Origin of the sequence: Streptomyces sp. NPDC046939 (assembly GCF_040644575.1) — a bacterium.
Classification (GTDB): domain Bacteria; phylum Actinomycetota; class Actinomycetes; order Streptomycetales; family Streptomycetaceae; genus Streptomyces.
Map to the genome: position 1 here is coordinate 24,412 of NZ_JBEYWV010000043.1, position 17,464 is coordinate 41,875.

The following is a 17,464-nucleotide window of genomic DNA, read 5'->3' on the forward strand; positions in this document are numbered from 1 at the left end:
GCGACCTCGGACGCGGACGGGACGCGTGCGGGGACTGAGACCGGGAGGGGCCCGCCGGATGAGTGAAGTGACGTACGCGCTGCGGAACGTGAAGCGGGCGCGCTACGCCGTCGCGACCGTGTTCTGCGTGCACGGCGCGGTGACCGGGTCCTTCGCGACCCGGGTGCCGTGGATCCAGGACCACGCGGGCGTCAGCGCGGGCCAGCTCGGCCTCGCGCTCGCCTTCCCCGCCATCGGCGCGTCCGTGGCGATGCCGCTCGCGGGCAGCGTGACCCACCGGTTCGGCGCGCGGACGGCGCTGCGCGGCCTGCTCGCCCTGTGGACGTTGTCCCTGGTCCTGCCCTCGCTCGCCCCGAACCTGCTCACCCTCTGCGCGGTCCTCTTCGTCTACGGCGCGACGGCGGGCATGTCGGACGTGGCGATGAACGCGCTCGGCGTCGAGATAGAGACCCGCCTCGACAAATCGATCATGTCGGGGCTGCACGGCATGTGGAGCGTCGGCGCGCTCATCGGCTCGGCGGGCGGCACCCTCGCCGCGCACCTGGGCGCCGACGCCCGCCTGCACCACCTGCTCGCCGCCGCCGTCCTGACCGCCGTGGGCTTCACCGCCTGCCAGTGGGTGCTCGACCTGCGCCCGGCCGAGGGCGAGGAGGCGCCCCCGCGGTTCGCGCTGCCGCCCAGGTCCGCGCTGCTCATCGGCGCCGTCGGGTTCTGCGCCGTCTTCGCCGAGGGCGCGAGCCTCGACTGGTCGGCGGTCTATCTGCGGGACGTCCTCGACACCTCGGCCGGGCTCGCCGCCGCCTGCACCACGGCGTTCACGCTCACCATGGCGCTGGCCCGGATCGCGGGCGACGCCGTCGTGGACCGCTTCGGCGCGGTGCGCACCGTACGGGTGAGCGGTGTCATGGCCACGGCCGGCGCGCTGCTCGTGGTCCTGGCCCCGAACCCGCCGGTCGCGATGGCCGGGTTCGGTCTGCTCGGGCTCGGCATCGCGGTCGTCGTCCCGCTCGCCTTCGCGGCGGCCGGGCGCAGCGGGCCCAACCCGAGCCAGGCCATCGCGGGCGTCGCCACGATCACGTACACCTCGGGCCTGATCGCCCCGTCGGCCATCGGTACGGTCGCCGACATGACGAGCCTCGTGGTGTCGTTCGGCCTGGTCACGGCGTTGACGTGCGGGCTGATGGCGTTCGCCGGGGTGCTGCGCGGGGCGGACCGCACGACGGCGGCCCAGAAGGACGCGTCGGTGGCGCGGACGAACTGAGACCGGTGGCGGCGGGCTCGGCTCGGCGCGAGGCTCGTACGTACGTGCCCTTACCATGAGGCGATCGTTTCGAGCCAGAGAAAGCAGAACGCACATGGACCTCGGCGTCCGCTGGAAACTGCACGGCGGCGACGGCCGGACCCCGGCCCCCGGCGCCGTCGTCCGCCCCGACGAGCGGCTGACGTGGCCGCGCACGATCGGGCTCGGCGCGCAGCACGTGGTCGCCATGTTCGGCGCCAGCTTCGTGGCCCCCGTGCTCATGGGGCTCGATCCGAACCTCGCCATCATGATGTCCGGCGTCGCGACGGTGATCTTCCTGCTCGCGACGCGCGGCCGCGTCCCCAGCTACCTGGGCTGTTCGCTCTCCTTCGTCGGGGTCGCGGCCGTGATCCGGGCGCAAGGAGGCAGCAGCGCCACCGTGACGGGCGCGGTCCTCGTCGTCGGCGCCGTGCTCTTCCTCGTCGGCCTCGCGGTGCAGCGGTTCGGGGCGCGGATCATCCACGCGGCGATGCCGCCGGTCGTCACCGGCGCGGTCGTCATGCTGATCGGCTTCAACCTGGCGCCGGTGACGGCGTCCACGTACTGGCCCGCCGACCAGTGGACGGCGCTGTTGGTGATGCTGTTCACCGGTCTGGCCGTGGTGTGCCTGCGCGGTTTCTGGTCCCGCATCGCGATCTTCCTCGGGCTGATCTTCGGCTATGTGATCTCGTGGCTCCTCGACCGGATCTTCGGCAAGATCCACTCGGTGAACGGCGGCGCCGAGGCCGTCGACCACTGGCGTCTGGACTTCTCCGCCGTCGGCAAGGCGGACTGGATCGGGCTGCCCACCTTCCACGGACCGTCGTTCGAGTGGTCCGCGATCCTCGTCGCGCTGCCCGTGGTCATCGCGCTCATCGCGGAGAACGCCGGACACGTCAAGGCCGTCGGCGAGATGACCGGCGAGAACCTGGACGACAAGCTCGGCACCGCGATCTCCGCCGACGGTGTCGGCTCGATGCTCTCCACCGCCGTCGGCGGCCCGCCCAACACGACGTACTCCGAGAACATCGGCGTCATGGCCGCGACCCGCGTCTACTCGACGGCCGCCTACTGGGCCGCGGCCGGGTTCGCGCTCCTCTTCGGCCTGTGCCCGAAGTTCGGCGCGATCGTCGCGGCGATCCCCGGCGGCGTCCTCGGCGGCATCACCGTCATCCTCTACGGCATGATCGGCCTGCTCGGCGCGCAGATCTGGATCAACGCCAAGGTGGACCTGCGCAACCCGCTGAACCTGGTCCCCGCCGCCGCGGGCATCATCATCGGCGTCGGCAACGTCTCCCTGAAGTTCAGCGACACCTTCTCCCTCAGCGGCATCGCGCTCGGCACGATCGTCGTCATCACCGGCTACCACGCGCTGCGCGCCCTGGCGCCCGCGCACCTGAAGACGCAGGAGCCACTGCTCGACGCGGGTACGTCGACGTACGACGAGGAGGCGCGGCGGTAGGTCCCGGTTCGCTCGTTCTGGGGAAGCCGTGAGCGGGCCCGCGCCCGCGACGTGCCCCGGCTGCGACTCTTCGCTCATGGCGCAGTCGCAGCAGTACGAGCCGCTCGCAGCGGCGCAGGGGGTCGACGCGGTGATCGCGCGGATGCGCGCGCTCGCCGCCGGCCTGCCGCCCCGGGACGGCGTGGCGGTCTTCAACCGGGTCTACCTCGCCGTCACGGAGGCGGTCGACCGGGCCATCGACAGCGGCCCGGCGGGCGGCTTCCCGGACCGCGCCGCCGCGGTCACCCTCGACGTCCGCTTCGCGGAGCGCTACCTGACGGCCGTCGACGGGGCCTCCCCCGGACCGGCGCTCGGACCGGCGTGCTGGCGGCCGCTGCTGCAGTTCCGCCGCCACCCCGGCGTCCACCCGCTCCAGTTCGCGCTCGCGGGCATCAACGCGCACATCGGGCACGACCTGGCCCTCGCCGTCGTGGACTCCTGCCATGCCCTCGGCTGTGCGCCGGCCGCCCTGGAGGACGAGTTCGAGCGCGTCGGCGACCTTCTCATCACCCTGGAGGAGCGGATCCGCGAGGAGCTGATGCCGGGCCCCGACCTCCTCCAGGTCGCCGATCCGCTCACCCATCTGCTCGGCTCGTGGAGCCTGGAGCGGGCGCGCGACGCCGCGTGGGGCGCGGCCCGCGCGCTGTGGGCGCTGCGCGGGCTGCCGGGCGTGGCGGCCGAGTTCGCCCGCTCCCTGGACACGTCGGCCGGGCTGGTGGGCCGCATGCTGCTCACCCCGCTGCCCGGCTGAGAACCGTTCCCCGTACACGAGTACCCGGAACTCCCGGGCGGCGCCCGCGCGTTAAGCCTTGCGACATCCGGTGCGCATGCGACGAAGGAGCACGGTATGGCGACCCGCCTCGGCCTCGGCCTCCCGCAGATGCGACAGTACGACGTCGGCCGCGACATTCCCGACGTGGCCCGCGCCGCAGAGGACATCGGCTACGACAGCCTCTGGGTCTTCGAGCGGATCCTGTTCCCCGAACCCGCCCGGCAGGGGCTCTACGGCATCCCGGGGCTCCCCTGGCCCGACCGGTACCGCTCGGTCGCCGACCCGCTGGTCTCCCTCACGCTCGCGGCGGCGGTCACCTCGCGGGCGCGGCTCGGGACAAGCGTCCTCGTGGCGCCGCTGCACGTGCCGTTCCAGCTGGCCCGCGCCCTCGCCTCGCTGGACGCGGCGAGCGGCGGCCGGGTCGTCGCCGGGCTCGGCACCGGCTGGTCCCGCGACGAGTACGCGGCGGCCGGTGTCGCCCCCTTCGAGCGGCGCGGCAAGGTCCTGGACGAGCTGATCGCGGTGTGCCGGGCGGTGTGGGGCCCGGACCCGGTCGCGTACGAGGGCGAGCTGACGACGATCGCACCGTCCGTGGTCGGGCCGAAGCCCGCGGGCCCGCTGCCGATCCTGCTGCCCGCGAACAGCGCGAGGGCCGCGCGGCGCCTGGTCGACCGCGCGGACGGCTGGATGCCCGCGGCGACCGGTGCCGAGGCCCTGAAGCGGCAGTGGGCCGAGCTGCGCGCGCTCGCCGAGGAGCGGGGCCGCACGGCGCCGCTCCAGAGCGTGCTGCGGGCGAACACGCTCTACACGCGCGAGCCGTGCACGGCCGACGACCGGCGCCCGTTCCAGGGCAGCGTCGACCAGATCGTCGAGGACCTGGTCGCGCACGACGAGGTCGGCCTGGAGGAGATCCTCATCGACCTCCAGGGCGACTGCCGCGACGCCCGGGAGCTGACGGACGTCGCGGCGGAGGTCTACGAGAAGGCCAGGTCGGCCGGGGTCTGACCCCTCTGGAGGGTCAGTCCTCAGGCAGCTCGACGGGTGCGATGTCGTCGTACACGTCGCCGGGGCCGGGGTTCGTCGGGTCCGTGGCGCCGCCCAGGTGGTGCATGACGCCCCAGACGGCGTTGAGCGCGGTCTGCACGGCGCCCTCGGCCCAGCCGGCCGTCCAGGAGATGTCGTCGCCGGCGAGGAAGATGCCGCGCCGGTCCTCGGGGAGGCGGTCCTGCATGAAGTGGGTGAACAGGCGGCGCTGGTAGCGGTAGTGGCCGGGCAGGTTCGCCTTGAACGCGCCCATGAAGTAGGGCTCGTTCTCCCAGGACACGGTGACCGGGTTGCCGATGATGTGCTTGCGGATGTCGACGTCCGGATAGATCTCGCCGAGCGACTTGAGCATGACCTCCATGCGCTCGTTCGCGGAGAGCGGCAGCCACTTCAGGCTGTCGTCGCACCACGTGTAGGAGAGGCAGATGACGGCGGGCTTGTCCGGCCCGTCGTCCAGGAGGTAGGTGCCGCGCGTCATGCGGTCGGTGAGCGTCATCGACATGGTGTCGCGCCCGGTCGCCGGGTTCTTGTCCAGCCAGAACGGCCGGTCGACCGGCACGAACAGCTTGCTGGACTCCATGTAGTGGGTGCGCTCGATCGCCGTCCAGTGGTCGATCGGGAAGAGCGCGTCGTCGCAGGCCACCTTGGAGAGCAGCATCCAGGACTGCGCAGTGAAGATCGCGGCGCGGTAGGTGCGGATGTCGCCGTCGGCGTCGGTGACGGTGATGTGGTTCCCGGCGGTGCGGGCGAGCCGGGTCACGGCGGGCCGGGGCGTCCCCGCCTCGTGGAGCGACGCGAGGGAGGTGCCGAGGGGCCAGTGCACGATCTTCCGCGGCTCGCGCTCCCACAGCCGCAGCGGGAGCTGCTGGGAGCCGCCGACGATGCCGCGGTGGTGGTCGTCGGCCTCGGTGTAGACGACGCGCAGGATCTCCAGGATGGAGTTGGGGAAGTCGGTGTCCCAGCCGCCGGTGCCGAAGCCGACCTGGCCGAAGATCTCGCGGTGACGGAAGGACTTGAACGCCTCGGAGTCGCAGAGGAACCCGTAGAAGGTCTGGTTGTCGAGCTTCTCGACGAGCCGCGACCAGATCTCGCGGATGCGCGGCACGTCCCGCTCGCGCATCGCCCGGTTCATGTCGGAGAAGTCGGCGCCCTCCTCCAGGCAGGCGGCCCACGCGGCGGCGACGTCGCGGTAGACCTGCGGCAGGTCGTCGATCGTCTCGGCGTAGTGGCTCTCGCCCTTGAGGTCGACGACGGTCGAAGGGGTCGCCGGGGAGAGCGGGTTCGGGAACGGCCGCGTCTTGAGGTCCACCAGGTCGATGTAGTGCTGGAGCGCGGTCGAGGACGGCGGGAAGCGCATCGCGCCCATCTCGGCGCTGAGCCCGGCCGCGTCCGGCGGCGTCCCGTCGAAGCCGACCGTGCGCAGCCTGCCGCCGATCCTGTCCGCCTCGTAGACGACGGGCTTGAGGCCCATCTTCATCAGCTCGTACGCGGCGACGATGCCGGACAGGCCGCCGCCGATGACGGCGACCTCGGTGCCGTGCTCGGTCGCCGGTATCTGCCCGAGCCCCGCGGGGTGCGCGAGGAAGTCGTCGTAGGCGTACGGGAAGTCGGGGCCGAACATGGTGATCGGCGGCTGCTGCGCCTCGGTGTGCTGGACGGCGGTCGGCACCGTGGACGTCATGGGCTACGGGCTCCTTGCGGATACGCCGGTACGCGGGGGTACGCGGCTACGGGGTTCGCGGCGGCGACGACGGCATGGCTGTGCTCGGATACGTACGGCCGTGGTGTGAGGGGGCCACCGGGCTCACCGGGGCCGCTATGACGGTACGTTTCGCGCGCTGGGTGGGACAAGACGCGTCTGTTGCGTCTGCCGAGGTGATCCGTTGCGTACGAGAGCGCCTGTACGGCGATTCGTTGCGCGGGCTCAGACGGGCGAGCCGGAGGTGAAGCGGCGCATCAGCGGGGAGAGCACGAGCACGGACTTGGTCCGCTCGACGAAGGGCTCCCCCGCGATCCGTTCCAGGACGCGCTCGAAGTGGCGCATGTCGGAGGCGAACACCTGGACGAGGGCGTCCGCCTCCCCGGTGACGGTGGAGGCGGCGGCGACCTCGGGGTAGCGCTCCAGGCCCCGCCGGATCGCGTCCGGCGAGGTGTTGCTGCGGCAGTAGATCTCGATGAAGCCCTCGGTCTCCCAGCCGAGCGCGGCCGGGTCGACGCGCACGGTGAAGCCGGTGATCGCGCCGGTGGCCCGCAGCCGGTCCACGCGCCGCTTCACGGCGGGCGCGGACAGGCCGACGATCTGGCCGATGTCGGCGTAGGAGCGGCGGGCGTCCTCGGCGAGGGCGTGCACGATGCGTTCGTCGAGATCGTTCAGCAAGGCAGGAGGTTCACTTCTGGGGCTCTGAGGGGGCGGCGGAGGGCTGTGCGGGGGCGGCGAGACGGGAGCGGCGCATCCCGTAGCAGAAGTAGAACACGAGGCCGACGGCCATCCAGACACCGAAGACGATCCAGGTGATCGTGGACAAGCTGCCCATCATCCAGACGCAGAGCGCGAAGCCGACGGCCGGGAAGAGCGGCGACAGCGGCACCCGGAAGGTGCGCTCCATGTCGGGGCGGGTCCGGCGCAGCACGATCACGGCGACGTTGACCAGGGCGAAGGCGAAGAGCGTGCCGATGCTGGTGGCGTCGGCGAGCTGGCCGAGCGGGACGGCGGCGGCGAGGACGCCGCAGAACAGGGAGACGAGGACGGTGTTGGCGCGCGGCGCCCCGCTCCTGGCGTGGACCTTGGAGAACACCTTGGGCACGAGCCCGTCGCGGCTCATGGCGAACAGGACGCGGGTCTGCCCGTAGAGCACGGTCAGGACGACGGAGGCGATGGCAATGACGGCGCCCGCGGCGAGCAGCGTCGCCCAGAACGACTGGCCCGTGACGTCCTTCATGATCCCGGCGAGCGCGGCCTCGGAGTCGCTGAACTTCTTCCAGGGCCGGGCCCCGACGGCGACCGCGGCGACGAGGACGTACAGCGCGGTGACGATGACGAGGGAGAGCATGATCGCGCGCGGCAGGTCGCGCTGCGGGTTCTTCGCCTCCTCGCCGGCGGTGGAGGCGGCGTCGAAGCCGATGTAGGAGAAGAAGAGGGTGGCTCCGGCGGCGCTGACGCCCGCCATGCCGAGCGGCATGAAGTGCTCGTAGTTGCCGGACTGGAAGCCCTTGAGGCCGATGGCGCAGAAAAGCAGCAGCGACACGATCTTGACGACGACCATGATCGTGTTTGCGCGCGCGGACTCCCTGGCGCCGCCGAGCAGGAACACCATGGCGAGCAGGACGACGATGAGCGCGGGCAGGTTGAAGATGCCGCCGTCGCCGGGCGGTGCGGAGAGGACGTCGGGGATGGTGACGCCGATCGTGCCGTCGAGCAGCTCGTTCAGGTACTCGCCCCAGCCGACCGCGACGGCGGCGACGGAGACCCCGTACTCCAGGACCAGGCACCAGCCGCACACCCAGGCGATCAGCTCGCCCATCGTTGCGTATGCGTACGAGTAGGAGGAGCCCGCGACCGGGATGGAGCCGGCCAGCTCGGCGTAGGACAGGGCCGAGAAGAGGGCGGTGAGGCCCGCGATCACGAACGAGAGCGTGACGGCGGGGCCCGCCTTCGGGACGGCCTCGCCGAGGACGACGAAGATGCCGGTGCCGAGCGTGGCACCGATGCTGATCATGGTGAGCTGCCACAGCCCGAGCGAGCGCCGCAGCTGACCGCCCTCGCCCTGGCCACCCTCCTCGACCAGCCGCTCCACCGGCTTGCGGCGCATCAGACGGGCGCCGAGGCCCGCGCTCGCGGACTCGTCGTGGGGGTTGCGCGGGGGTGCGCCGTGATCGAGCACGGACTGGCTCCTTCATCGCTGCCGGTAGGGGGTAGGGCCGGGCGAGGAGGCGTCTGATCGGTCACACCGCGAACGGGGGAGCGCCGAGCAGCGCGTTCCCGCCGTGCCGCGTACAGCGGATGACTCTAGAGGACGTGACTTCCCGGCTGTAATGCAGCAACCTTGCGCGCGGCCGGACGATCGTTGCGCGAATCCCGGTCGTGCGCATGTTCGTTGCGGCGTCCGTTTCGTCTGTTGCGTGCTTGGTGTGGCCGGGCTCACATCGGTTCAGGGGGCATGAACCTTCGGTTCATGGGTACGCGGACGGGCCGTCCCGTGCGTCGGCCGAGAAGCCGGTCGCCACGGGGCGGCGGCGCGTCACCACCCTGGGGGACGCGGTGAAGATTCGGTGTGTGCATCATGGTCGAGGTGCATGGGCCATACAGAGACAAGACGAAGAGAACGGTGTGAAGAGGGGCTTGTGAGTACCAGCGATACCGACGACATCCGCAAGGTGCTGCTCGAGGCGCTGCGTGATCAGGAGGGGCAGATCGCCGACCGCTGGACGACGCTCCAGCTCGAGCAGGCGGCTCTCGGCGCGGACCTGCCGGAGAGCGCGCTGCGCGAGGAGGCGCACCTGCTCATCGACGCCCTGACCGAGGCCCTGGCGAGCGACGTCCCCGTCGAGCGGCTCGTGACCTCGCACCACGACCTGCGGACGACGGTGACGCAGCTCTCCCTGCGCCGGGTCCGCGCCGGCGCCACCCCCACCGACACCGCGCTCGCCGTCCTCTCCCTCAAGGAGGCGCTCCTCGCCGCGGTGCAGCACACCACCCGCGACACGAGCGAGCTGTTCTCGGCGGCGGTCCTCGTCAACCGCATGCTCGACGCCGCGGGCGCCCTCTCCTTCGAGACCTACGTCGAGGGGCGCGAGGAGATCATCCAGCGGCAGAGCCGGCAGCTCATGGAGCTGTCCACGCCCGTCGTGCGCCTGTGGCGGCACGTGCTCGCCGTGCCGCTGATCGGCACGCTCGACACGGCCCGGACCCAGATCGTCATGGAGTCGCTGCTCCAGGCGATCCAGGACGACGAGGCGAAGATCGCCATCATCGACATCACCGGTGTGCTGACCGTCGACACGGCGGTCGCCCAGCACCTCATGCACACCGTCAACGCGGTCCGCCTGATGGGCGCGGACTGCGTCATCAGCGGGATCCGGCCGCCCATCGCCCAGACCATCGCCCAGTTGGGAATCGACCTGTCCACCATCATGACCCGCGCGACGCTGGCGGACGCGCTCGCCGACGCGATGAAGATGACCGAGCAGCCCGCCGTCGGCTTCTCCGTGACCGAGTCGGCCGCCACGTGACGACACCGCCGACGCCCGGCACGACGGGCGTTCCGATCCTGCGGCTCGCGGACGTCCTGGTGACAGGGCTGCTCAACGAGCTGGACGACCGCTCCGCGATCGCCTTCACCGAGGAGCTGACCGAGCGGATCGTCGCCGACCGCGCCCGCGGTGTCCTCATCGACATCTCGCGGCTCGAACTCATCGACTCGTTCGTGGCCCGCACCCTGATGGAGCTCACGCACATGGCCCGGCTCCTGGGCGCGCGGGTCATCGTCGCGGGCATGCGCCCCGCCGTCGCGATCACCCTGGTCGAGCTGGGCATCCGGCTGACCGGCGTCGAGACGGCGCTCAACGCCGAGCAGGCGCTCGCCGCGCTCGGCTGGCAGCGGACCCCGGAGGGCCCAGGCCGTGACCATGTCCGATGAGCTCGCCGCCCGCGCGGTGCACCACGGCCCCGCGGCCCAGGTGACCGTCCGCCGCAGCTACGAAGTGCGGTCCGAGGACGACCTGCTGACGGTGCGTCACGCCGTGCGCGCGGCGACGGTCGAGTGCGGCTTCGGCCTGGTCGACCAGACCCGCGTGGTGACGGCGGCGAGCGAACTGGCCCGCAACGCCTACATCCACGGCGGGGGCGGCACCCTCACCGTCGAACTGCTCAAGCGGGGCGGCGCCGACGGCATCCGCCTCGTCATACGGGACGAGGGGCCCGGCATCCCGGACCTCGGCGCCGCCATGACCGACGGCTGGACCTCCGGCAACGGCCTCGGCCACGGCCTCGGCGGGGCCCGGCGGCTCATGGACGAGTTCCACGTGGAGAGCCGTCCCGGCGCCGGGACCACCGTCACCGTCGTGCGCTGGACGGTGCGGTGACGGCCTTCGCCGACGTCGCCGTGACCGCCCACGTCGTCGTCGACCACCCCAGCGCCGTGCACCACGCGGCGTCCCTCGCCAAGGACGCCGCGCGGGCGGCCGGGCTCGACGCCACCACCGTCGAGCGGGCCGCCGTGCTCACCACCGAGCTCGCCGAGAACCTCCTGCGGCACGCCGTGGAGGGCGCCGTCTACGTGCAGCGCCGTCCCGCCGACAGCGGGGCGGGCGGCATCGACGTCACCGCCGTCGACCGGGGCCCCGGCATGGCCAGCCCCGACCGCGCCATGGTCGACGGCTACAGCACCATCGGCACCCTCGGCTCCGGCATGGGCGCGGCCCAGCGGCTCGCCGACGAGCTGACCCTGCGCACCCTGCCGGGCCTCGGCACCCTGATCTGCGCCCGCTTCCACGCGCCCGGCGCGGCCCCGGCAGCGGCCGACCTCGGCCTGGTCTGCCTGCCGCTGCGCGGCGAGAAGCTGTGCGGGGACAGCGCGGCTGTGGTCGACGACCCCGGCGGCCGCACCGCGGTCGTCGTCGACGGCCTCGGGCACGGCGCCGAGGCGGCCGGGGCGAGCGCCGAGGCCGTCCGGGTCTTCCGCGAGAACCCGGACCGTCCGCTGCCCGAGCTGCTCACGACGATGGACCGCGCCCTGCGCGGCACCCGCGGCGCCGCCGTCTCCCTGGTGCGTCTGCGGCCCGGCACGGTCGAGCACTGCGGGGTCGGCAACGTACGCCTGCTCCTGGTCGGCCACGCCGGCATCGCCGCCCGCGACACCGGGCAGCCTGGTGTCGTGGGCTGGAACATGCCGAGGCCGCGGACCCGTACGCTGCCGATGGCCGAGGACAGCGCGGCGGTCCTGCACAGCGACGGCATCGCGCCGCGCTGGGCGGACTCCGCGCCCCCGTTCCTGCTGGGGCTGCCGCCCCGGCTGCTGGCCGCCGCCCTCGGGCACGGCCACCGCTCGGCGCGGGACGACGCGACCGCCCTGGTCTCCGGGGCGGCAAGGAGGAACACATGACGGACCGGGCAGCCGTGCCTGCTCAGCGCTCGACCCACCGCTCGGCGGCCGATCTGCGGGCCGCCGTGCGGGCGCTGGCGGTGACGTTCCGGCTCTCGGCCGAGCTCCGCACCCGGCTCACCCTCTCGGTGGCCCGCGTCGCGGAGACCGAACTGCGCGCGGGCCGGCCCGTGACCCTGGAGAGCGCCTACGAGCACTCCGCGCACCGGCAGTCCCTGACCGTGCGGCTGCACGCCCCGGCCGCGCCCTGGGCCGCGTCGGTGGAGACGCTGCCGCTGCCCGCCGCGCGCGAGGCGGACGCCACGGTGTGGCAGGTGCCGCTGCCGGGCCAGCGCCGTCCCCCGGCCCTGGAGGCCCTGGAGTGCGCCGATCCCTCCCCCACCGCCCTCCTGGAGGAGGAGCTGCGGGTGGCGGTGGCCCGCGCCGACGCCCTGGAGGCCGACCGGCGCCGCCTCACCCACGAGCTGGACGAGACGAACAGCGGCGTCCTCGCCCTCTACGTCCAGCTGGAGGAGCGCGACGAGCAACTGCGCCGCGCCCACGGCCAGATGCTGCGTGAACTGGAGGACGCGCTGCGCCCCGGCCCGATGAAGGTCGACGGGCTCGAACTGGCCATCCACTACGCGCCCGCGGGCACCGACGCGCCGACCGGCGGCGACCTGTACGACTGGTTCCAGCTGCCCGACGGCACCGTGCACATCACGGTCGTCGACGCGCTCGGCCACGGCCTCACCAGTACCAGCAGCGCCCTGAACGTGACGCACGCCGTGCGCACGCTCGCCCTGGAGGGCCACCCGCTCGAGACGATCATCGCGCGGACCGACGAGATCCTGCTGCCCTACGACCGTGAGCTGATGGCGACGGTCCTGCTCGCCCGCATCGACCCGGCCACCGGCCACGTCGACCTCGCCAACGGCAGCCACCCGCCGCCGCTCCTCGTCTCCGACGACGGCACGGCCCGCTTCCTGGAGGTGCGCGGGCGCGGCGTCGGCTACCCGATGGCCGGCAGCGACCGCCTCTGGCACGAGCGGCTCGCCCCCGGCGACCTGCTCGTCCTCTACACGGACGGCCTCACCGAGAGCCGCCGCGACCCCTACGAGGGCGAGCGCAGACTCGTCGAGGCGGCCGTCCGCCACCGCCACCGCCCCACCGAGGACATCCCCGGCGCCCTCGCCGAGGACATGCACACCGTGATCCTGCACCCGGACGACACACTCGCCCTGACCGTACGGAGGAGCCGATGAGCCACGCGGCATCCGAGTCCATACCCGACGGCCCCGGCACGGCGCAGGGCCGCACCGTCACGGACGGTCCCGACGGCCCCGTCATGGCCCTCACCGGCGACCTCGACTACGAGACGGCGCCCGACCTGCTCGCGGCGGTGACCGCGCTCGCGACCGAGCCCGGCACCACCGTCACCCTCGATCTGTCGGGGGTGCGGTTCTTCGACTCCGGCGGCATCAACGTGCTGCTGCGGGCCCGCAGCAGGCTCCTGGAGCGCGACGCCGTGCTGGCGATCAGCAGGCTCTCCCCGGCGGTCGAACGGATCTTCCTGATCACGGGGCTCGACACCGTCCTGCCCCCCACCGGGGGCGGCGACCATGAAGATCCGGCGGCGGGGTAGCTGTCAGCTATGGAGATCGTGGTGGACGGCCCCTTGACGGGGACCCAGGCCCGGGGCGCCACAGCCCGGTTCCTCGCCGAGCACTGCCCGTGGGCCGACGCCGACGCGGTCCTGCTCGTCGTCTCGGAGCTGGTCACCAACGCGTCGCGGCACACCGCCACCCCGGCGCGCCTGCGCCTGCGGGTGGACGAGGGCGGCCTCGCGGTGACGGTGGAGGACGGCGACCCGCGCCCGCCCGTGCCGCGCACCCCCGACCTGGGCGGCGGCGGCGGATTCGGCTGGCACATGGTGGAGCGGCTCGCCGAACGGCTCGCGGTGCTCCCGGCGCCGGGCGGCAAACGCATCGAGGCGGCGTGGGCGGCGCCGTCGCTCTGACCGGCACCGCCCCCACCGCCCCGGAGATCAGCTCCAGCTCGCGTGCAGCGGCTTGCCCTCGGCGTAACCGGCGGCGGACTGGATCCCGACGACCGCCCGCTCCGCGAACTCCTCCAGCGAGTTGGCGCCCGCGTAGGTGCAGGACGAGCGGACGCCCGCGATGATCGAGTCGATCAGGTCCTCGACGCCCGGACGCTGCGGGTCCAGGAACATCCGGGAGGTGGAGATGCCCTCCTCGAACAACGCCTTGCGGGCACGGTCGTAGGCCGACTCCTCCGAGGTCCGGTTCTTCACGGCGCGCGCGGACGCCATGCCGAAGGACTCCTTGTAGGCGCGGCCCTGCGCGTCGTGCTGGAGGTCGCCCGGGGACTCGTAGGTCCCGGCGAACCAGGAGCCGATCATGACGTTGGAGGCGCCCGCGGCGAGCGCCATGGCGACGTCGCGCGGGTGGCGGACACCGCCGTCGGCCCACACGTGCTTGCCGTACTTCTTCGCCTCGGCGGCGCACTCCAGGACGGCGGAGAACTGCGGGCGGCCGACGCCGGTCATCATGCGGGTGGTGCACATGGCGCCGGGGCCGACCCCGACCTTGATGATGTCGGCGCCCGCCTCGATGAGGTCCCTGACGCCCTCGGCGGCGACGATGTTGCCCGCCACGATCGGCACCTGCGGGTCGAGCGCGCGCACCGTCCTGATCGCGCTGATCATCGACTCCTGGTGGCCGTGGGCGGTGTCGATGACGAGGGTGTCCACGCCCGCGTCGAGAAGCTGCTTGGCCTTGCCCGCCACGTCGCCGTTGATGCCGACGGCGGCGGCGATCCGCAGCTTGCCGTTCGCGTCCGTGGCCGGGGTGTAGAGGGTGGCGCGCAGGGCGCCGGTGCGGGTGAGGATGCCGGCGAGCTTGCCGTCCTTGTCGACCGCGGGGGCGTAGCGGCGGTTGGCGCCGTCCAGCTTGTTGAAGGCGTCGCGCGGGTCGATGTCCGCGTCGAGCAGCAGCAGGTCACGGGACATGACCTCGGAGAGCTGCGTGAAGCGGTCGACGCCGGTCAGGTCCTCGTCGGTGACGACACCGACGGGGCGCAGCTCGTCGTCGACGACGACGCCCGCGTTGTGCGCGCGCTTGGGAAGGAGCGCGAGGGCGTCGGCGACCGTCTGGCCCGGCGCGAGGATGATCGGGGTGTCGAGGACGAGGTGGCGCGTCTTGACCCAGGAGATGACCTCGGTGACGACCTCGATCGGGATGTCCTGCGGAATGACGACGAGTCCGCCGCGGCGGGCGAGCGTCTCGGCCATGCGGCGCCCGGCGATCGCGGTCATGTTGGCGACGACCAGCGGGATCGTGGTGCCCGTGCCGTCCGGCGAGGAGAGGTCCACGGCCTGGCGGGAGCCGACGGCGCTCCGGCTCGGCACCATGAAGACGTCGTCGTACGTCAGGTCGTACGCGGGCTTGATGTCATTGAGGAAACGCACGTGCGGACATCCCAGTCGGTAGAAGGGGTCCCCGGGAGGAACCCTCCGGGGCACAAAGCACGTACTTCATTTTCCCACGCGCGCGGTGAAGCCGTCTCCGGGCCGAACCTCCCAAGGTCGCAGGCCGGGCTCGGACGATCGTCCAAGGGCGGCGGTCAGGCGAGGCGCAGCTCGACGGCGGGCGCCTCGGCGAACACGGCGCGGGCCGTCGCCCAGTCCTCGGGGCAGCGCGCGGCGAAGCCCTGCCAGCCGGTCACCACGAGGACGAGCCGCCGCCCGGCGCCCGGCAGGACGCCGGGGTCGCGGAGGCAGTCGGCGAGCGCGTCCCAGTTCCGCCCGAACCAGTCCGGCAGGGCGAGCACGGCCGCGCAGCGCTCCATGAACGCGGCCTTGTCCCCGGCCCCGTCGAGGTCGAGGCCGAGGACGAGGGGGTCAGTCATCCGGGTCCGTGCGCTGGAGCGCGGGGCGCGGCCCGGGCCCCGCCGCGAGCAGGAAGTCGGCCGCGGCGGTGTCGGTGACCAGGCTGGTCACGAGGCCCGAGCGGAGCACGGCGTCGATGGCGGCGGCCTTGCGCTGGCCGCCCGCGATGGCGACGACCTCCGGTATCCGGCGCAGCCGGTCCGCCTCGACGGTGATGCACCGCTCCCCCAGGTCCCGGCCGACCCGGCGGCCCTGGGCGTCGAAGAGGTGCGCGGACATCTCGGCGGCGACACCGAGCGAAGCGTAGTGGGCGCGCTCCTCGTCGCTGAGCATGTCGTGCACGGTGGAGATGCCGGGCTCCCAGGAGCCGATCGACACACAGGCCACGGTGACCTTGTCGAAGTACTCGAAGGCGCGGGCGATCCCGGTCTGGTTGCGCAGCGCGGCGGCGGTGGCGGCGTCGGGGAGCAGCATGGGCGCGTAGATCGGGTGCGCGTCGCCGCCGGAGACCTGCGCGGCGCGGCGCACGGCCTCGACCGAGCCGCGCTCGGCGGTCCCGGCGTCGTACACGCCGGTGAGCTGCACGACGGTGCAGGGCGGGAGGCGGTCGAGGGCGGCGGCCATGTGGATGGTGGAGCGGCCCCAGGCGAGCCCGAGGACATCGCCCTCGGTCACCAGTTCGCCGAGGAGATCGGCGGCGACCTCGCCGAGGTTCTCCGGGTCGGGCGACTCCTCGGCCTCGGCGGGCGACTCGACGACGACCGCGTGCCGCAGGCCGTAGCGGGCGCGCAGCGCGTCGGAGCGCTCGGCGTCCAGCTCGGCCGGGACCCGGATCTCGATGCGTACGAGATCTCGCTCCAGGGCCGTCTCCAGGACCCGGGCCACCTTGAAGCGGCTGACGCCGAACTCCTCGGCGATCTGGATCTTGGACTTGCCCTCTAGGTAGAAGCGACGGGCCATGGCCGCCGCCTGCACCAGCTCCGCGGGCCCCATCCGCAGGGCTGACCGACCTGCCGATGATGCGGACACGGCGATCTCCTCACTGCTCTTCTGCTCTTCTGCACGACTCACTGCGTTCACAACCTGGATACGCGGCTCATCCTTGCAGATCCTTCGGGCTTGATCAGCCCTGATGACGGGCGTTCACGTATCCGTGGCTCAGTGGTCGCATGCCCACGGCGCGGAGGCCATCGCGCTCTGCGCCTGGGTGCGCAATGCACGTACCGCTTCGGCCGGGTCGTCGGCGCCGTACACGGCCGAGCCCGCGACGAAGACGTCCGCGCCCGCCTCGGCGCACCGCTCGATCGTCTTGGCGGAGACGCCGCCGTCGACCTGGAGCCACAGTTCGAGGCCGTGCTTGGCGATGAGCTGCCGCGTCCTGCGGATCTTGGGCAGCATGATGTCGAGGAACGCCTGGCCCCCGAAGCCCGGCTCGACCGTCATGATCAGCAGCATGTCGAGCTCGGGGAGCAGGTCCTCGAACGGCTCGATCGGCGTCGCGGGCTTGAGCGCCATGGAGGCGCGGGCGCCCTTGGCGCGGATCTCGCGCGCGAGCCGGACCGGGGCGCCGGCCGCCTCGGCGTGGAAGGTGACGGAACCGGCACCCGCTTCGACGTACTGGGGAGCCCACTGATCGGGGTTCTCGATCATCAGATGGCAGTCCAGCGGGGTGTCCGTAGCCCGCGCCAGCGACTCTACGACCGGCACCCCGAGCGTGAGGTTGGGGACGAAGTGGTTGTCCATGACATCGACATGGAGCCAGTCGGCGCCTTCGACGGCCTTTGCCTCGTCGGCGAGGCGCGCGAAGTCCGCGGACAGGATGCTGGGGTTGATCTGAGCCATGCCCCCAGCCTGCCATGGACCGGGCCCGGCATCCGCC

General features: G+C 72.6%; 18 protein-coding genes. 11 read left to right on the forward strand and 7 right to left on the reverse strand.

Going from position 1 to position 17,464, the window contains the following annotated elements:
* Positions 1 to 58: 58 nt before the first annotated feature.
* The 4 genes from ABZ877_RS34850 to ABZ877_RS34865 all read left to right on the forward strand — a co-directional run bounded on the left by ABZ877_RS34850 (position 59) and on the right by ABZ877_RS34865 (position 4,557).
* Positions 59 to 1,261, forward strand: coding sequence for an MFS transporter (locus ABZ877_RS34850; protein WP_361079720.1), 1,203 nt, complete (start codon positions 59 to 61; stop codon positions 1,259 to 1,261).
* A 94-nt stretch (positions 1,262 to 1,355) separates the two neighbouring features.
* Positions 1,356 to 2,741: a solute carrier family 23 protein gene (locus tag ABZ877_RS34855; RefSeq protein WP_361079722.1), complete on the forward strand. Its 1,386-nt coding sequence runs from the start codon at positions 1,356 to 1,358 to the stop codon at positions 2,739 to 2,741.
* 76 nt (positions 2,742 to 2,817) lie between these two features.
* Positions 2,818 to 3,531, forward strand: a complete 714-nt coding sequence (locus tag ABZ877_RS34860; protein ID WP_361079724.1) for a DUF5995 family protein — start codon at positions 2,818 to 2,820, stop codon at positions 3,529 to 3,531.
* Positions 3,532 to 3,627: 96 nt separating this feature from the next.
* Positions 3,628 to 4,557 carry an LLM class F420-dependent oxidoreductase gene (locus tag ABZ877_RS34865; RefSeq protein WP_361079727.1) on the forward strand — a complete coding sequence of 310 codons (930 nt, stop codon included), beginning with the start codon at positions 3,628 to 3,630 and terminating at the stop codon, positions 4,555 to 4,557.
* Between the two features lie 13 nt (positions 4,558 to 4,570).
* Here the strand turns inward: ABZ877_RS34865 and ABZ877_RS34870 are convergent, their stop codons facing one another.
* The 3 genes from ABZ877_RS34870 to ABZ877_RS34880 all read right to left on the reverse strand — a co-directional run bounded on the left by ABZ877_RS34870 (position 4,571) and on the right by ABZ877_RS34880 (position 8,477).
* A complete protein-coding gene (locus tag ABZ877_RS34870) occupies positions 4,571 to 6,277 on the reverse strand; it encodes an NAD(P)/FAD-dependent oxidoreductase (protein ID WP_361079728.1) in 1,707 nt (568 codons plus the stop codon).
* 243 nt (positions 6,278 to 6,520) lie between these two features.
* The gene (locus ABZ877_RS34875) at positions 6,521 to 6,973 is read right to left on the reverse strand and encodes an Lrp/AsnC family transcriptional regulator (RefSeq protein WP_361079730.1); all 453 of its coding nucleotides are present in this window, start codon (positions 6,971 to 6,973) and stop codon (positions 6,521 to 6,523) included.
* A 10-nt stretch (positions 6,974 to 6,983) separates the two neighbouring features.
* Complete coding sequence (locus ABZ877_RS34880; RefSeq protein WP_361079732.1) at positions 6,984 to 8,477, reverse strand: amino acid permease; 1,494 nt, start codon at positions 8,475 to 8,477, stop codon at positions 6,984 to 6,986.
* Between the two features lie 460 nt (positions 8,478 to 8,937).
* On the opposite strand from ABZ877_RS34880, the gene ABZ877_RS34885 reads away from it, so the two are divergent.
* The 7 genes from ABZ877_RS34885 to ABZ877_RS34915 are packed head-to-tail and all read left to right on the forward strand — an operon-like array spanning position 8,938 to position 13,695.
* A complete protein-coding gene (locus ABZ877_RS34885; RefSeq protein ID WP_361079734.1) occupies positions 8,938 to 9,825 on the forward strand; it encodes an STAS domain-containing protein in 888 nt (295 codons plus the stop codon).
* Positions 9,822 to 10,232: an STAS domain-containing protein gene (locus ABZ877_RS34890; protein ID WP_361079735.1), complete on the forward strand. Its 411-nt coding sequence runs from the start codon at positions 9,822 to 9,824 to the stop codon at positions 10,230 to 10,232. The genes ABZ877_RS34885 and ABZ877_RS34890 overlap by 4 nt, the downstream gene beginning before the upstream one ends.
* Positions 10,222 to 10,677, forward strand: coding sequence for an ATP-binding protein (locus tag ABZ877_RS34895; RefSeq protein WP_361079737.1), 456 nt, complete (start codon positions 10,222 to 10,224; stop codon positions 10,675 to 10,677). Before ABZ877_RS34890 ends, ABZ877_RS34895 begins: the two co-directional genes overlap by 11 nt.
* A complete protein-coding gene (locus tag ABZ877_RS34900; protein WP_361079739.1) occupies positions 10,674 to 11,696 on the forward strand; it encodes a SpoIIE family protein phosphatase in 1,023 nt (340 codons plus the stop codon). Before ABZ877_RS34895 ends, ABZ877_RS34900 begins: the two co-directional genes overlap by 4 nt.
* The gene (locus ABZ877_RS34905) at positions 11,693 to 12,940 is read left to right on the forward strand and encodes a PP2C family protein-serine/threonine phosphatase (protein WP_361079741.1); all 1,248 of its coding nucleotides are present in this window, start codon (positions 11,693 to 11,695) and stop codon (positions 12,938 to 12,940) included. Before ABZ877_RS34900 ends, ABZ877_RS34905 begins: the two co-directional genes overlap by 4 nt.
* Positions 12,937 to 13,320 (forward strand): STAS domain-containing protein, encoded by a 384-nt coding sequence (locus tag ABZ877_RS34910; RefSeq protein ID WP_361079743.1) that lies wholly within the window; start codon positions 12,937 to 12,939, stop codon positions 13,318 to 13,320. The genes ABZ877_RS34905 and ABZ877_RS34910 overlap by 4 nt, the downstream gene beginning before the upstream one ends.
* A 9-nt stretch (positions 13,321 to 13,329) precedes the next feature.
* Positions 13,330 to 13,695, forward strand: coding sequence for an ATP-binding protein (locus ABZ877_RS34915; RefSeq protein WP_361079745.1), 366 nt, complete (start codon positions 13,330 to 13,332; stop codon positions 13,693 to 13,695).
* Positions 13,696 to 13,722: 27 nt separating this feature from the next.
* On the opposite strand, the gene ABZ877_RS34920 is transcribed toward ABZ877_RS34915, so the two are convergent.
* From ABZ877_RS34920 to rpe, 4 genes are all read right to left on the reverse strand, one after another.
* Complete coding sequence (locus ABZ877_RS34920; protein ID WP_361079747.1) at positions 13,723 to 15,165, reverse strand: GuaB1 family IMP dehydrogenase-related protein; 1,443 nt, start codon at positions 15,163 to 15,165, stop codon at positions 13,723 to 13,725.
* Positions 15,166 to 15,320: 155 nt separating this feature from the next.
* Positions 15,321 to 15,605: a barstar family protein gene (locus ABZ877_RS34925; RefSeq protein ID WP_361079748.1), complete on the reverse strand. Its 285-nt coding sequence runs from the start codon at positions 15,603 to 15,605 to the stop codon at positions 15,321 to 15,323.
* Positions 15,598 to 16,578 (reverse strand): sugar-binding domain-containing protein, encoded by a 981-nt coding sequence (locus ABZ877_RS34930; RefSeq protein WP_361079821.1) that lies wholly within the window; start codon positions 16,576 to 16,578, stop codon positions 15,598 to 15,600. Before ABZ877_RS34930 ends, ABZ877_RS34925 begins: the two co-directional genes overlap by 8 nt.
* A gap of 165 nt (positions 16,579 to 16,743) precedes the next feature.
* Positions 16,744 to 17,427 (reverse strand): ribulose-phosphate 3-epimerase, encoded by a 684-nt coding sequence (gene rpe / locus ABZ877_RS34935; protein WP_361079749.1) that lies wholly within the window; start codon positions 17,425 to 17,427, stop codon positions 16,744 to 16,746.
* Positions 17,428 to 17,464 lie beyond the last annotated feature (37 nt).